15 protein-coding genes and 1 pseudogene are annotated in these 15,556 nt (G+C 62.6%); 2 read left to right on the top strand and 14 right to left on the bottom strand.

Annotated features, from left to right (window positions below):
• The 7 genes from V6M49_RS09285 to rpsJ all read right to left on the bottom strand — a co-directional run.
• Positions 1-119: large ribosomal subunit protein uL22 (locus V6M49_RS09285; protein ID WP_332760928.1), on the bottom strand; the 119-nt coding region annotated here is incomplete at its 3' end.
• Between the two features lie 38 nt (positions 120-157).
• Positions 158-439, bottom strand: coding sequence for a 30S ribosomal protein S19 (rpsS, locus tag V6M49_RS09280; RefSeq protein ID WP_056344384.1), 282 nt, complete (start codon positions 437-439; stop codon positions 158-160).
• 12 nt (positions 440-451) lie between these two features.
• The gene (gene rplB / locus V6M49_RS09275; protein WP_056344386.1) at positions 452-1,291 is read right to left on the bottom strand and encodes a 50S ribosomal protein L2; all 840 of its coding nucleotides are present in this window, start codon (positions 1,289-1,291) and stop codon (positions 452-454) included.
• Positions 1,292-1,320: 29 nt separating this feature from the next.
• A complete protein-coding gene (rplW, locus tag V6M49_RS09270; protein ID WP_018773664.1) occupies positions 1,321-1,626 on the bottom strand; it encodes a 50S ribosomal protein L23 in 306 nt (101 codons plus the stop codon).
• Positions 1,623-2,246, bottom strand: a complete 624-nt coding sequence (gene rplD, locus V6M49_RS09265; RefSeq protein ID WP_056344389.1) for a 50S ribosomal protein L4 — start codon at positions 2,244-2,246, stop codon at positions 1,623-1,625. The genes rplW and rplD overlap by 4 nt, the downstream gene beginning before the upstream one ends.
• A 4-nt stretch (positions 2,247-2,250) precedes the next feature.
• Positions 2,251-2,901: a 50S ribosomal protein L3 gene (gene rplC, locus V6M49_RS09260; RefSeq protein WP_056344391.1), complete on the bottom strand. Its 651-nt coding sequence runs from the start codon at positions 2,899-2,901 to the stop codon at positions 2,251-2,253.
• A gap of 17 nt (positions 2,902-2,918) precedes the next feature.
• Positions 2,919-3,227 carry a 30S ribosomal protein S10 gene (gene rpsJ, locus V6M49_RS09255; protein WP_038464699.1) on the bottom strand — a complete coding sequence of 103 codons (309 nt, stop codon included), beginning with the start codon at positions 3,225-3,227 and terminating at the stop codon, positions 2,919-2,921.
• Positions 3,228-3,673: 446 nt separating this feature from the next.
• On the opposite strand from rpsJ, the gene V6M49_RS09250 reads away from it, so the two are divergent.
• Positions 3,674-5,125 carry a GH1 family beta-glucosidase gene (locus tag V6M49_RS09250; protein ID WP_332760927.1) on the top strand — a complete coding sequence of 484 codons (1,452 nt, stop codon included), beginning with the start codon at positions 3,674-3,676 and terminating at the stop codon, positions 5,123-5,125.
• A gap of 42 nt (positions 5,126-5,167) precedes the next feature.
• On the opposite strand, the gene V6M49_RS09245 is transcribed toward V6M49_RS09250, so the two are convergent.
• The gene (locus tag V6M49_RS09245) at positions 5,168-5,293 is read right to left on the bottom strand and encodes a hypothetical protein (protein WP_256370759.1); all 126 of its coding nucleotides are present in this window, start codon (positions 5,291-5,293) and stop codon (positions 5,168-5,170) included.
• Positions 5,294-5,323: 30 nt separating this feature from the next.
• On the bottom strand, positions 5,324-9,190 hold the full coding sequence (locus tag V6M49_RS09240) for a hypothetical protein (RefSeq protein ID WP_332760926.1): 3,867 nt from the start codon (positions 9,188-9,190) through the stop codon (positions 5,324-5,326).
• Between V6M49_RS09240 and V6M49_RS09235 the strand changes: the two genes are divergently transcribed.
• Positions 9,168-9,548 (top strand): hypothetical protein, encoded by a 381-nt coding sequence (locus V6M49_RS09235; RefSeq protein WP_332760925.1) that lies wholly within the window; start codon positions 9,168-9,170, stop codon positions 9,546-9,548. The genes V6M49_RS09240 and V6M49_RS09235 overlap by 23 nt on opposite strands.
• A 230-nt stretch (positions 9,549-9,778) precedes the next feature.
• Here V6M49_RS09235 and tuf read toward each other — a convergent pair whose 3' ends face one another.
• From tuf to V6M49_RS09210, 5 genes and pseudogenes are all read right to left on the bottom strand, one after another.
• Positions 9,779-10,969 (bottom strand): elongation factor Tu, encoded by a 1,191-nt coding sequence (gene tuf, locus V6M49_RS09230; protein WP_141141214.1) that lies wholly within the window; start codon positions 10,967-10,969, stop codon positions 9,779-9,781.
• A gap of 245 nt (positions 10,970-11,214) precedes the next feature.
• Positions 11,215-13,329: an elongation factor G gene (gene fusA, locus V6M49_RS09225; RefSeq protein WP_104062632.1), complete on the bottom strand. Its 2,115-nt coding sequence runs from the start codon at positions 13,327-13,329 to the stop codon at positions 11,215-11,217.
• Between the two features lie 69 nt (positions 13,330-13,398).
• On the bottom strand, positions 13,399-13,869 hold the full coding sequence (gene rpsG, locus V6M49_RS09220; protein WP_011692813.1) for a 30S ribosomal protein S7: 471 nt from the start codon (positions 13,867-13,869) through the stop codon (positions 13,399-13,401).
• A gap of 1 nt (position 13,870) precedes the next feature.
• The gene (rpsL, locus tag V6M49_RS09215; protein WP_011692814.1) at positions 13,871-14,245 is read right to left on the bottom strand and encodes a 30S ribosomal protein S12; all 375 of its coding nucleotides are present in this window, start codon (positions 14,243-14,245) and stop codon (positions 13,871-13,873) included.
• Between the two features lie 420 nt (positions 14,246-14,665).
• Positions 14,666-15,556, bottom strand: a pseudogene (locus V6M49_RS09210) (DNA-directed RNA polymerase subunit beta'); the annotation flags it as partial.

Here is a 15,556-nt window from a genome sequence, read left to right as displayed (position 1 = left end):
GGGGCAAACTTCAGAATTGCCAGAGCCTCATTCGCTTGCTTACCACGAACAAGGTTGACGACGCGCCGGGCCTTCATAGGCGTTACGCGGATGTGACGCGCAATTGCCTTGGCTTCCATTGCTTTCCTTCTCTCGTCTTTGACGTAAGTGCAGGCGCCTAGCGGCGCTTGCCCTTACGGTCGTCCTTGACATGGCCGCGGAATGTCCGCGTGGGAGCGAATTCGCCGAGCTTGTGCCCGACCATCGACTCAGTGACAAACACCGGAATGTGCTTGCGTCCGTCGTGTACGGCGATCGTGTGCCCAAGCATGTTGGGGATGATCATCGAACGGCGGGACCAGGTCTTGATGACGTTCTTGGTGCCCTTTTCGTTTTCCCTGTCCACCTTTACAAAGAGGTGCTGGTCAACGAAAGGACCTTTTTTCAGGCTGCGTGGCATGTGTCCAGGCTCCTATCGCTTGTTCTTGCCAGTACGACGGCGACGAACAATAAGCTTGTCGCTCTCTTTGTTGGGACGCCGGGTGCGGCCTTCCCGCTTACCGTTCGGGTTGACGGGGTGACGTCCACCGGACGTCTTACCCTCGCCACCACCGTGCGGGTGGTCAACCGGGTTCATCGCGACACCACGGACGGTCGGGCGAACGCCCTTCCAGCGCATGCGGCCGGCCTTACCCCAGTTGATGTTCGACTGCTCGGCGTTGCCGACCTCGCCGACGGTTGCGCGGCAGCGCACGTCAACGTTGCGGATTTCGCCGGAAGGCAGACGCAGCTGGGCGAAGCGGCCTTCCTTTGCTACAAGCTGGATCGATGCGCCGGCGGAGCGGCCCATCTTGGCGCCGCCACCCGGACGCAGTTCAACTGCGTGGATTACGGTACCAACCGGGATGTTGAGCAGCGGCAGGTTGTTACCGGGCTTGATGTCAGCACCGGAACCTGCCTCAACGACGTCACCCTGGGAGAGCTTGTTCGGGGCGATGATGTAACGCTTGGTGCCATCAACGTAGTGCAGGAGGGCGATGCGAGCCGTACGGTTCGGATCGTACTCGATTTCGGCAACGCGGGCGTTGACGCCGTCTTTGTCGTGGCGACGGAAGTCGATCAGACGGTACTGGCGCTTGTGGCCACCACCCTTGTGACGGGTCGTGATCTTACCGGAGTTGTTACGGCCGCCCTTTTTGGGCAGCGGACGTACCAACGACTTTTCCGGCGTCGACCGCGTGATTTCGGTGAAGTCCGCTACGCTCGAGCCACGACGGCCCGGGGTAGTCGGCTTGTACTTACGGATTCCCATAATTTATTTCCTCGTTAAAGTGGTCTCCGCTACGAGAGCGGACCGCCGAAGATGTCGATGGTGCCTTCTTTGAGGCTCACAATTGCACGCTTGGTGTTCTTGCGGGTACCCCATCCGAATTTGGTGCGCTTGCGCTTACCGGCACGGTTGATGGTGTTGATCGATTCGACCTTGACGGAGAAAATCTTCTCCACGGCCAGCTTGATCTCGGTCTTGTTCGAGCGGGGGTCCACCAGGAAGGTGTACTTGCCCTCATCGATCAGGCCGTAGCTTTTTTCCGATACGACGGGTGCAAGCACGACGTCGCGCGGGTCTTTGATGGTGGCTGCACTCACTTGGCATCCTCCTCGTTCTTTGCTACTGCCCGGTCAGCAACGAATGCTTCGTAGGCAGCCTTGGTGAAGACAACGTCGTCAGAGACGAGTACGTCGTAGGTGTTCAGCTGGTCTGCGTACAGAACGTGAACACCGGCGAGGTTGCGCACGGAAAGTGCTGCAACATCGTTGGCGCGCTCGATGACAACCAGCAGGTTCTTGCGCTCGGAAACTCCGCGCAGCGTTGCCAGTGCGTTCTTGACGGACGGCTTGGTGCCCTCCACCAGTTCAGCAACAACGTGGATGCGTCCGTTGCGTGCCCGGTCAGAGAGTGCGCCGCGCAGTGCAGCAGCAATCATCTTCTTGGGGGTGCGCTGGCTGTAGTCACGCGGTGTGGGACCGTGGACTACGCCACCACCGGTCATGTGAGGAGCACGGATTGAACCCTGACGGGCGCGGCCGGTGCCCTTCTGCTTGAACGGCTTGCGACCTGCACCGGAAACTTCGGCGCGGGTCTTGGTTTTGTGGGTACCCTGGCGAGCAGCAGCGAGCTGGGCTACGACGACCTGGTGCAGCAGCGGCACGTTGGTCTGAACGTCGAAGATCTCTGCAGGCAGGTCAACCTTGACAGTGCTAGTCATTGAACTAGGCTCCCTTCACGGCGGTGCGTACGAGTACGACCTGGCCGCGGGCGCCGGGGACGGCACCCTTGATCAGGAGCAGCGACTTCTCGACGTCAACTGCGTGAACCGTGAGGTTCAGCGTGGTGTGACGAACGGCGCCCATGCGGCCGGCCATTTTCATGCCCTTGAAGACGCGGCTCGGGGTGGATGCGCCACCGATTGAACCGGGCTTACGGTGGTTCTTGTGAGCACCGTGTGAGGCGGGAGCGCCGTGGAAGCCGTGACGCTTCATAACACCGGCGAAGCCCTTACCCTTGGTGGTGCCAATAACGTCGATCTTCTGGCCGGCTTCGAAGAGCTCAACAGAAAGCTCCTGGCCCAGCTCGTAAGTGTCAGCATCTGCAGTGCGCAGTTCGACGACGTGGCGGCGAGGCGTGACGCCTGCCTTTTCAAAGTGACCAGCCAGCGGCTTGGTGACCTTGCGGGGATCGATCTGGCCGTAGCCGATCTGAACAGCTACGTAGCCATCAGTGTCTGCGTTGCGCAGCTGCGTGATGACGTTCGAATCTGCCTGGACCACAGTGACGGGGATGAGCTTGTTGTTCTCGTCCCAGACCTGGGTCATGCCGAGCTTCGTGCCCAGCAGGCCCTTTACGTTACGGGTTGCGGTCATAGTCTCTCAGCACCTCCCTACAGCTTGATTTCGATGTTCACGTCGGCCGGCAGGTCGAGACGCATAAGCGAATCAACAGCCTTCGGCGTGGGATCGATGATGTCGATAAGACGCTTGTGCGTGCGCATTTCAAAGTGCTCGCGGCTGTCCTTGTACTTGTGCGGAGAGCGGATAACACAGTAAATGTTCTTCTCCGTCGGCAGCGGCACGGGGCCAACTACCGTGGCGCCTGCGCGCGTGACCGTCTCAACGATCTTCCGTGCTGAAACGTCAATGACCTCGTGGTCATATGACTTCAGCCGGATGCGGATTTTTTGTCCCGCCATGTCGCCTGACTCTCTTTCAGTTAGTGCTGCTCCCGGTGAGGGCTGCTCTGTTCACTTTCTTGTTGCATGTGGCTGCCGAAGCATTTGAAGTCTGAACTACCACCCGCCGCACAAGCTGAATCCGGATGAATCCGGGTTCCTCAACCTGCCGACGTAACCGACCCCCGCGGTCGGGCGTGTCGCGCTTAGCACGCATACAAATCCGCAGTTCCATGGGGAGTGGGTTATGTTTGGGCTTCCACTTGGACCCTGACACCCGGCATTATCCGGATCGGGACACGAAGAAGCGCTTGAACAACTCATCTAGTATGCCGGATATTATGCCCAGAAGCGAATCTGCAGGCTGACACCTCCCCGTACTGCAGATGTGCCAGCGCACTGCGCATTCGGGCCCTGCGCGACCTGGGGTCATTGCCTTCGGCAACATCCGAATGGATGATGGGGGAATGACCGTCGAAAATGACGATTCCGTCCAGGATCTGGCCGACCGTCTGCCCAGCTCGTTCACCCTCGGTGTTGCCGCGGCCGCCTTCCAGATCGAAGGCTCCCTCTCCGCTGACGGACGGGGTCCCTCCGGCTGGGACGCCTTCGCGGAGAAACCCGGCGCCATCATCGATGGACACTCCCCAGCAGTGGCCTGCGACCACTACAACCGCTCGCCCGAAGATGTGGCTCTGATGCGCGACCTCGGCGTGGATTCCTACCGCTTTTCCATCTCCTGGCCGCGGATCCAGCCGGACGGCCGCGGCTCGTTCAACAAGCAGGGCCTGGACTTCTACGACCGCCTGATCGACCAGCTGCTCGAAGCCGGCATCTCCCCCATGGCCACCCTCTACCACTGGGATACGCCACTGCCCTTGGAGCACCGAGGCGGCTGGATGAACAGGGCCACCGCCGAACGCTTCGCTGAGTACGCAGGCGAAGCCGGCCGGCGTTTTGGTGATCGCGTAGACCAGTGGGTAACCCTCAACGAACCAGCCTCGGTAGTCCTCAACGGCTATGCGCTGGGCGTCCATGCCCCCGGACGGGATCTCCTCTTTGATGCCTTTCCTGCTGTCCACAACCAGCTGCTTGCCCATGGCATGGCCGTCCAGGCGCTGCGCGCAGCAGGGGTCCGCGGCGGAATCGGCGTGACCAACCTCCACTCCCCCGTCCGGCCGGCCACGCGAAAAATCACGGACAAATACATCGCGCTGGTTTTCGATCTGATGCTCAACCGCATCTATGCCGATCCGGTCCTCCTGGGCCAATACCCCCGCCCGCCGCTCATCGCCAAGCCCTGGTTCCGGTCGTTCGGAAGAATCCCTGACGCCGACCTCCGCACCATCCACCAGCCCCTGGACTTCTACGGCGTGAACTATTACTACCCGACGAAGGTGGCAGCCGGACGGGGTCCAGCCGAAAGCCCCACGGGTCCTGCCGAGGCGATGGTGCGGGTGCCGTTCCATCAGGAGCCGTTCCCCGAATACGGCACCACGGGTTTCGGCTGGCCGGTAGCGCCGGAGCACCTTGGCATCCTGCTGCGCGAACTAAAGGACCGCTATAAAGGGGAGCTGCCCCCGCTGTACATCACCGAAAGCGGCGCCAGCTTCCCGGAGCCCGACCACGTCAGCGGCCCCATTCAGGACCTGGGGCGGATCAGTTACATCGCGGACCACCTGCGGCACGCGCTGGAGGCGACGGCACCGGGCGGAATCGCCCACGACGTGGACCTCCGCGGCTACTACGTCTGGACGCTGATGGACAACTTCGAATGGGCCGCGGGGTACTCCCAGCGCTTCGGCCTGGTGCACGTGGATTTCGACACCCTGGAGCGCACACCCAAGGAATCGTTCTACTGGTACCGGGCGCTCAGCCAGGCCCGGAAATCACTGGCCGGCGAAGGCCAGCCCGGCTGAGCACCGGCGAACACCCCGGCCGGCCGAGGCCCGATGGCCTTGCTACTTGTCCTTGTTTGCCCGGTTGATGCGCTTGGCGCGGTCAATCTCGGTGCGGAAATGCCTCTTGGCCCAGAAAACTCCGGCGACCACGGCGACCACGATGATCAGAAAAATCAGCCATTCCATGATGTACTCCTCTCGCTGTCAGCAACAGTATCAGTGCCGGCGGGACGGTTCCCTGCGGTCGTGGGACGGCGGGCTGGACTCAGGACCCGGGGTCACCTCTGGTCCCGCCTCCGGCGCCTGACCGGCCGTTCCACGGTTCAGCCGCCAGACGGCAAAGACGATCAGCCCCACAGCGATGAACGCCAACAGCAGGAACGTGTACTGCCGCATGGCCCACAGAATGCAGGCGGCCACCCCTGCCGCGCCCCACCAGACGAAGAGCCGTTCCCCCAGTCCAAGGCCTGCCATGAGCAGCAGGGCGAAGAGCACCAGGACCCACAGCTGCTGCCCAGCGTTCCCGCCGAACACTATGCCCAGGCCGCTCAGCGAGAGCAAAACAGAGGACGCGCCCACCAGGAACCGGCCGGCAGCTTGGTTGCCGGCGAAGTAGCGCAAGCCACCGAGGACAGCGGCCAGGACCACGTACCACTGGACAACCCAGAAGGGACTGGGAAGGTCGGTCAATAGCCGGCCTGTGCGATGTTCAGGCGCGTCCAGTTCGAAGATGGCAGCGCGCTGGATGGCTACTGTGAGCAGCAACGCACCCACTTCGAGGACGATCCGTTGCGCCTTTGCGGGAGCCTCCCTGTAGGACACCCCGACGGCTGCGGCCAGCACGGCGGCCGCCGTCCAGGACGTTGCATCGTGCCGGATTCCCACCAAGACCACCAGCACGAGGCCGAGGAACGCCGCACCGGCAAGCGACCAACGACGCACCGGCTCGGCCTGCAACGGGCCGCTGCGCATGAGCCGCACGGCGTAGAGGGCAGCCGAAGCCACGCCCGCGCCGGTCAGCCATGGCAGGAATCCGTCCCAGACACCGGGGACATCCTGATACGCCTCCGCCGCCAAGGCGACGGACCCGCCGAGCGCGGCCACGGCTGCGGGCGGATACAGCACCGGCAGATCCTCGACGTGCGATGCGGTAAAGCACACGGCTGACAGGGCCAGGACAGCCGCACCCGTCACCCAGTCGGCCGCCAACGGCGAGATCAGCAGCCCAACACCGGCAAACGAGCCGGCGGTAACCAGCCAGATCCAGTGCTCGACGTCCGCGTCGCCAGCGGTCTCTTGGTGACCATTCTGCTCATGCCCTCTCTGAGTGAGCCCGTTCTGAGTAAGCCCGTTCTGCCGGCCCGCGTTCTGCTGGTGCCGCAGGATGCCGGCAGCGGTCGCAAGCAGCGCACCACCCAGCAGAGTCACGGCAGTGCCGGTGTGGCTCAGGACCGCGGTCACAAGGAAGGTCCCGCCGAATGTGAACAGCGGGCCCAGGGCGAGCACGCCGAACAGCGCCGAATACACAGCGAAGTAGCGGGCTCCGTAGGCACTGAAGAGTGTCCTGGCCACCACAGCAGAGACCAGCAGCAACAGCAGTTCCAGCAACACCACCCAGCGGCCGCCGTCATCGTCCTGCGCCAGCAGCCCGACGTCGCCCGGCCTGGTCACGTAGACCAGCGGCAGCAATGCCTGCCCGGCCAGGGTGATCCAGACTGCAGCCTGCTGGAAGGGGATGTCAGCCAGCCGTGTGCGCATCACCCAGCGGACGGCATGCTGGGCCGCGAGCACCAGGGCAAAGGTCACCGAAACCACAGTGGGCGAGGCGGTGATGTCGTAGCTGAGGACCACTGCGAGGCCTGCCGTCAGCACGCGGGCCGCCACAAAGTACCAGCCCTTCCTGGCCCGCTGTTGCTCGGCCACCACCATCAGCGTGGAGTAGACCGCGAAGATACCCAGGATCAGTTCCACCCGAAGCAGATCGCCATCGCTGAGGACCAGCAGCACAACAAATGCAAACGGGGCCAACCAGAGTGCACCCGCCACTCTGCGAAGGAAGTACCCCGAGGCCGCAGCGCCTAGGGCCACGAGTCCTGCAGCGTACGTTTCCTGCCAGTCTGCGGAACCTGACTGCAAGAGGCTGGCAATGCCGGCCAACTGGAGAAGGAGCACTGCGCCCGCGTCAGCAAGAATCCCGCGGGGAGCACGACGGCGCCCCGCAGCAACCAGCGGAAAGCACAGCTGGAGTGCCAGCACGGTCACCAGGACCGTTGCCGGGTGGACCACTTCGTCCGCGATGACCACCGGGCCGCCGTCCCGCTGCAGCTGGTGAAAAGCTGTCAGGGCAAGTACGGTGGCTGCCGCCCTGGCGAACCACCAGTAGGCCCAGCGGTGTTGGCGCAGAGGCAGACGAACCGCAGTGATGAGAAGATATGCAACCACCAACAACAACGCCGCATTCCCGGCGCCTAGTGAAACGGCTTGGAACGCGACCGTCGCGGCGACCACGGACATACCCAGCGGCAAGGCCTCCCACACCGTTGCAACCCAGTCCGGTTCCGTAGCCGGCCGTGGAACCACCAGCGCTCCGATGACAAAAGCGGCAGCAAGCTGGATGATCACGCAGACGGCTGTCAGGCCGTGGTCCGGCGAGGTCTCAATGAACGGCATCCCGGCCAGAACGAGCGCACCCCCGGTACCGAAGACGCCCAAGGTTGCCTCCGGCGCCAACATCCGCACGCCCGCGCGTTCCAGGAGCGCCGTCAGGAGTTGCTGGCACACGAGTGCCAGCAACAGCGCGAACACGGACGCCTCGGCCCGCCCGGGGCCGTCATCCATCACTGCCGCAACAGTTACAGGGACCGCACAGGTAAGGGCCAACCGGGACCCCAGAACCAGCCGGCCGCGGAAATCACCTGCCGCGAAAACCCCACGGATCGCCCAGAAGCCAGCCGCGGCGAGCAGCATTCCGGCTAGCGGCCACGCGCCCATCGAAGGCGAAACTATGCCGGCCAACACCAGTGCGGCCACGGGCGCCCATTCGGCCCGGCCGGCCCACTTGGCTGCCAGCACCATGCCCGTGGCCAAAGATAATGCCACCGGCACCCACAGCGGCACCGCAGTACCCGCTGCGACTGAACCGTAGCCATCCATAGCGCGGAAAAAGCCGACAGCGGTCTCCTGAACGCTGAACGCCGTGGTGGCAGCGAGTTGCAGGGCGAACGTCGCCCGGGCATCAACCTGCCAGCGTTCTCCAGCGGCGTTTGGGCTGTTGCCGGCGCCGGACGAGCCTGCCTGCTGCTGGGGAAACCAGCCCGTCAGCCTGGCCGACAGGAACGCCAGCCCCACTGCCTGGGCGGCGAACAGTACGCCGGCGGCGAGCAGGGCATCGGTCCCCCTGCCGGTCAGGTGCCAGATCTCGACGGCGGCAGCTACAGTCAGGGCGGCCCGTGCCGCATAGAAGTTGATCAGCCTGAACCGCCCCGGAACAGCGGCCATGAGGGAAAAATAGACTCCGCACATCCCGATGACCAGCGCGTACTCAGCTTTGTCCAAGTGCAACGGCACGCAGGTCGCGGCGACGGCAACGGCCGGAACCACCAACGGGTGCAGGACCATCAGCGGCCTGACATAGACCGGCGGCAGCCAACGCGGCCGGGCCAGGGCAATGCCAGTTAGCAGCACGGCGACGGCTATGAGCGCAGCGAAATACCAGACGAGCGCGCCACCCAGGATTGAAACGCCAGAGAACGCTGTGGAAGCCACAAACGTGAAGGAAAGGTATACGAGAACCCTGCTCTCCAGCCGGACCGCCGCCGCAACATAAGCCACCGTACCGATCAGCGACGTGATCAGCCAGGCAGACGGGCCGTGATGCAATGCGAAGTTGAACAGTGCCAGCCCGGTCACAGGAACCAGGGCAAGCCCGGTGCCGGTGAAGGCCACGGCAGCAGGCTTCAGCCGCGGGACCCGGGCGTGCAGAACAAATCCCGCGCCGTAGAAAAGCGCCGTGACTGCGCAGACGCCGGCAAAGCGCAACATGGGCGGAAGGCTGGTGCCGATGAAGAGTGCTGCGGCAGCCACCAGCAGCAGGCTGGCCACGTACAGCGTGATGTTGATGTTCTGCCGGTCCCGCTTTTCACGGCGGGCCTGGCGCTCGGCCGGTGTCTCCGGAAATGTCTGGAACGAGGCGGCCGGAGACTGCGGCGGAATCCTCGGTGGCACCGACGCGGTGGGCGACGGCGACGATAAGGGCGCCGAAGGCGACGCCGGCACCAGGGAGATGCTGACGTCGGCGGGCATTGGCGTGGCCGGCGTGGGCACACTGCTGGCTGCCGCCGTCGCACGCTGCCCCAGGGGCGGGCCCTCCCCCAGCCGTGAGTCGGCGTCGGCAGAACTTGGCGATTGTGTGGCCCCCGGACTTGGCTGGCCAGACGCCTGAAGCTTGGCCACGGCGTCACGCCACCCCTGAAGGTGACCGGCGCGGTACCCCGCTTCATATGATTCGTCCCTCATGGCGATCCCTTTCCAGAGGGCAGGCCTGCCTGCGCAATTAATCCAGTGATTGGATTAATCGTAGCAAAGAACAGCCCCGCTGCACTAGCAGCGGGGCTGTTCCAAACTTCGCGTCAGGCCGTCAGACGGCGATCAGCTCCGTAGTCAACAAGTAAATTACTTGATGATCTTGGTAACGCGTCCTGAACCAACGGTGCGGCCGCCTTCGCGGATAGCGAAGCCGAGGCCCTCTTCCATGGCGATGGGCTGGATGAGCGCAACGGTCATCTCAGTGTTGTCGCCAGGCATAACCATTTCCGTGCCTTCCGGCAGGGTGATAACGCCGGTTACGTCCGTGGTGCGGAAGTAGAACTGCGGGCGGTAGTTCGAGTAGAACGGGTTGTGACGTCCGCCTTCGTCCTTGGAGAGGATGTAGACGTTGGCCTCGAAGTCGGTGTGCGGGGTGATGGAACCCGGCTTGACGACAACCTGGCCACGCTCTACGTCATCGCGCTTCAGACCGCGGAGCAGGAGGCCACAGTTCTCGCCGGCCCATGCTTCGTCGAGCTGCTTGTGGAACATCTCGATACCGGTAACCGTGGTCTTCTGGACCGGGCGGATGCCGACGATCTCGACCTCGGAGTTGATGGCGAGAGTTCCACGCTCGGCGCGGCCCGTTACAACGGTGCCACGGCCGGTGATCGTGAAGACATCTTCGATCGGCATCAGGAACGGCTTGTCACGGTCACGTACGGGGTCCGGAACGGACTCGTCGACAGCTGCCATGAGGTCCTCGACGGACTTGACCCAAACCGGGTCGCCTTCGAGGGCCTTCAGACCGGAAACGCGAACAACGGGAGCTTCATCGCCATCGAAGCCCTGAGCCGAAAGCAGCTCACGAACTTCCATTTCAACGAGGTCCAGCAGCTCTTCGTCGTCAACCATGTCCGACTTGTTCAGCGCAACCAGCAGGTAGGGAACGCCAACCTGGCGGGCAAGCAGAACGTGCTCGCGGGTCTGAGCCATCGGGCCGTCAGTGGCGGCAACCACGAGGATTGCACCGTCCATCTGTGCAGCACCGGTGATCATGTTCTTGATGTAGTCAGCGTGACCCGGAGCGTCTACGTGTGCGTAGTGGCGCTTCTCGGTCTGGTACTCAACGTGGGAAATGTTGATCGTAATGCCACGCTGGCGCTCTTCCGGAGCAGAGTCAATCGACGCGAAGTCGCGCTGCTCGTTGAGAGTCGGGTACTTGTCGTACAGCACCTTGGAAATGGCGGCAGTCAGCGTCGTCTTACCGTGGTCAACGTGACCAATGGTGCCGATGTTGACGTGCGGCTTAGTCCGCTCGAACTTTGCCTTTGCCACAGGTTCCTCCTAGAACGTTTTCAAATGACTTACCCTTCGACCGCGCTTATCGCGGCAGAAACTCAGGCAAGTCTACTTGGGGGGCTTTGGATTGGTGAAATTGCAGATTCAGGAACTAATACTAGTCCCTCGAGCCTGTTCGCGCAGATGGCCGGGGCCCGGCTTGACCGGACCCGGCCACCTGCACCAGGTGAGCTTCCGTCAACCGGAAACGCACCCGAGTTTTTGCTGCGAAAGTCGGAAGACTACTCGCCGCGGTTCTTCTGGATGATCTCGTCGGCAAATGCCTTCGGGACCTCGGCGTAGCTGTGGAACGTCATGGAATACACAGCGCGGCCCTGGGTCTTGGAACGCAGGTCACCGATGTAGCCGAACATGCCGGACAGCGGGACGTGCGCACGGATGACCTTGACACCCTGTGCATCTTCCATGGACTGCATCTGGCCACGGCGGGAGTTGAGGTCACCGATTACTTCACCCATGTATTCCTCAGGGGTGCGGACCTCTACATCCATCAGCGGTTCGAGCAGGATGGGGTTCGCCTTGCGTGCGGCTTCCTTGAAAGCCATACGGCCGGCGATCTTGAACGCCATTTCCGAAGAGTCAACATCGTGGTAAGCGCCGTCAATCAGCGTCGCCTTGATGCCAACAACCGGGTAACCGGCCAGGACGCCGTCATTCAGTGCATCCTGGATACCGGCGTCAACCGACGGGATGTATTCGCGCGGAATGCGGCCACCAGTGACCTTGTTCTCGAACTCGTACAGCTCGCCCTCGGAAGTGTCCAGCGGCCCAATGGCAATCTGGATCTTTGCGAACTGACCCGAACCACCGGTCTGCTTCTTGTGCGTGTAGTCGTGACGCGCAACAACATTCTTGATGGTTTCGCGGTAAGCGACCTGCGGCTTGCCGACGTTGGCCTCGACCTTGAATTCGCGGCGCATGCGGTCCACCAGGATATCCAGGTGGAGCTCGCCCATGCCGGCGATGATGGTCTGACCGGTGTCCTCGTTGAGGGAGACCTGGAAGGTCGGGTCCTCAGCGGAGAGCTTCTGGATAGCCAGTGAGAGCTTCTCCTGGTCACCCTTGGTGTTCGGTTCGATGGCAACCGAGATCACGGGCTCCGGGAAGCTCATGGACTCGAGGACGATCTGGTTGCTGGAGTCACACAGGGTGTCGCCCGTGGTGGTGTCCTTCAGCCCGATCGCTGCGTAGATGTGGCCGGCGGTAGCGCCCTCAACGGGCATTTCCTTGTTGGCGTGCATCTGGAACAGCTTGCCGATGCGCTCCTTCTTGCCCTTGGTGGAGTTGACCACCTGAGCACCCGCTTCGACGTGACCGGAGTACACGCGGATGAAGGTGAGCTGGCCGAAGAAGGGGTGCGCAGCAATCTTGAACGCCAGAGCCGAGAACGGCTCCTCAGAGGAAGGCGCGCGCGTGAGTTCCTTCTCTTCGTCGCGAGGATCGTGACCGATCATCGGCGGAACGTCGAGCGGGTTGGGCAGGTAGTCAACCACGGCGTCAAGCATCGGCTGAACGCCGCGGTTCTTGAACGCGGAGCCACAGAAGACCGGGTAGAGCTCGGAGTTGATCGTCATCTTGCGGATGCCGGCCTTGAGCTCCTCGACGGAGAGTTCTTCACCCTCGAGGTACTTCTCCATGAGCTCTTCGGTAGCGTCAGCCACCGTCTCAACGAGGGCAGCCCGGTATTCCTTGGCCTTCTCCAGCAGATCCGCGGGGATCTCCTGGACCTCGTACTTGGCACCCATGGTGACGTCACCCTTGGAGTCGCCCGGCCAGACCAGCGCGCGCATTTCCAGGATGTCGACGACGCCGACGAAGTCGTTCTCGGCACCGATCGGCAGCTGCATAACGAGCGGCTTGGCACCGAGGCGGCTGATGATGGTGTCTACCGTGTAGTAGAAATCAGCACCGAGCTTGTCCATCTTGTTGACGAAGCAGATACGCGGAACGTTGTACTTGTCAGCCTGGCGCCAAACGGTCTCAGACTGGGGCTCGACGCCTTCTTTACCATCGAACACGGCAACGGCGCCGTCGAGGACGCGCAGTGAGCGCTCAACCTCGACGGTGAAGTCAACGTGGCCGGGGGTGTCAATGATGTTGATCTGGTTGTTGTCCCAGAAGCAGGTCACGGCGGCAGACGTGATGGTGATGCCGCGTTCCTTCTCCTGTTCCATCCAGTCAGTCGTCGAAGCGCCGTCGTGCGTTTCGCCGATCTTGTGGTTCACACCTGTGTAGAACAGAATGCGCTCGGTGGTGGTGGTCTTGCCAGCATCGATGTGAGCCATGATGCCGATGTTGCGGACCTTACTAAGGTCTGTAAGCACGTCCTGTGCCACGGTGTCTCCCTTTCGGATGGACTACGCGTTCGCCGCCGGCTCAGTCGAGCCGGCGGCGTCCGGGAAGTATTACCAGCGGTAGTGTGCGAAGGCCTTGTTGGACTCGGCCATCTTGTGGGTGTCTTCGCGACGCTTCACAGCGGCACCGAGACCGTTGGAGGCATCCAGGATTTCGTTCTGGAGGCGCTCGGTCATGGTCTTTTCACGGCGGGCCTTGGAGTAACCAACCAGCCAACGCAGGGCGAGGGCGGTGGAGCGGCCCGGCTTGACCTCAACCGGAACCTGGTAGGTAGCGCCACCAACGCGGCGTGAGCGGACCTCGAGGGAAGGCTTGACGTTCTCCATGGCCTTCTTGAGGGCTGCTACGGGGTCGCCGCCGGACTTGGCGCGGGCGCCTTCGAGGGCACCGTAAACAATGCGCTCTGCGGTGGACTTCTTACCGTCAACCAGCACCTTGTTGATCAGCTGGGTAACCAGCGGGGAGCCGTAAACGGGATCTAGTACGAGCGGCCGCTTGGGGGCCGGACCCTTGCGAGGCATATTACTTCTTCTCCATCTTTGCGCCGTAACGGCTGCGTGCCTGCTTACGGTTCTTCACACCCTGGGTATCGAGGGCGCCACGGACGATCTTGTAGCGAACGCCGGGGAGGTCCTTCACGCGACCGCCGCGAACGAGCACAATGGAGTGCTCCTGCAGGTTGTGGCCTACACCGGGGATGTAAGCGGTAACTTCAACGCCACCGTTGAGGCGCACACGTGCAACCTTACGAAGAGCCGAGTTCGGCTTCTTGGGGGTGGTGGTGTAAACGCGGGTGCAAACACCGCGGCGCATCGGGCTGCCGTTAAGCGCGGGAGCCTTGGTCTTTTTGACCTTAGGCGTGCGGCCCTTGCGGACCAGCTGGTTAATCGTAGGCACTCTCGTGTTCTCCGTTGGTTTGATCTCTACCTTCACGCTCAGGCGCCAGCCTGAATATGATGGTTTTGGCGTTGCTCCTTGCAGAGGCCTGTCGGAAACTTGCGTAGGCGTGCAAAAGCGTGGCATTCGTTGCGCACCTTACCCGCAACCCGGAAACAAGCTCCACCCAGCATCATGAGAACAAAACCAAAATGATGCTGCGGCGGCCTTCATCCACTGCCACACAGAACAATTACCAAAATTCTAGCACGGCTTGATCCCGCGCCTTAATCGGGTGTATAGCGCACGACGGCGGACCCCGGGTGCCGCCGTCGTCCTCCACTCAAAGTTCCTTCAGCACTTAAACAGCAACGCGGGGTCACTTTGAGCCCAATCCGAGGTGCAGATTGGGCCGTAAGTGACCCCGCGTTGCTTTAGGCGTTAGCGGAAATCGTTGCCGAGATCGTAGTCATCCAGCGGGATGGCGTGGAACTCAGGAGCTCCGTCGCCGCCCAGGGAGTCGTACGAGAAGTCACTGAATGCGCTGGGGCCGGTGAACAGGTTGGCCTTCGCTTCCTCAGTGGGCTCCACGGTGACCTCGGTGTAGCGCGGGAGACCCGTGCCGGCCGGGATCAGCTTACCGATGATGACGTTCTCCTTGAGGCCGAGCAGCGGGTCGCTCTTGCCTTCCATGGCCGCCTGCGTCAGGACGCGGGTGGTCTCCTGGAAGGAAGCTGCCGACAGCCAGGACTCGGTGGCCAGGGACGCCTTCGTGATGCCCATGAGCTCAGGACGTCCGGAAGCCGGAGTCTTGCCCTCGGACACAACGCGGCGGTTGGCCTCCTCGAAACGGCTACGCTCGGCGAGCTCGCCGGGGAGCAGATCCGATTCGCCGGACTCGATGACCGTGACGCGGCGCAGCATCTGGCGGACGATAACCTCGACGTGCTTGTCGTGGATACCGATGCCCTGGCTGCGGTACACGCCCTGGACCTCGTCCACCAGGAACTTCTGCGCGGCACGGGGACCCATGATGCGCAGCACCTGCTTGGGATCCACCGGACCGTTGATGAGCTTCTGGCCCACTGTGACGTGCTCGCCGTCCTCAATGAGGAGGCGTGAACGGCGCAGTACCGGGTAGGCGATCTCTTCAGAGCCGTCATCCGGAGTGATGACCAGGCGCATCTGGCGCTCGGACTCTTCGATGGCGATGCGGCCGGCTGCTTCAGCAATCGGTGCGACACCCTTCGGAGTACGGGCTTCGAAGAGCTCCTGGATACGGGGCAGACCCTGGGTGATGTCGTCGCCACCGCTGGCGGAAACAGCACCACC

It is taken from the genome of Pseudarthrobacter sp. (genome assembly GCF_036675385.1).
GTDB lineage: Bacteria > Actinomycetota > Actinomycetes > Actinomycetales > Micrococcaceae > Arthrobacter.
The sequence above is the reverse complement of the archived record's forward strand: the minus strand, read 5'-3'. Positions and strand labels throughout refer to the sequence as shown.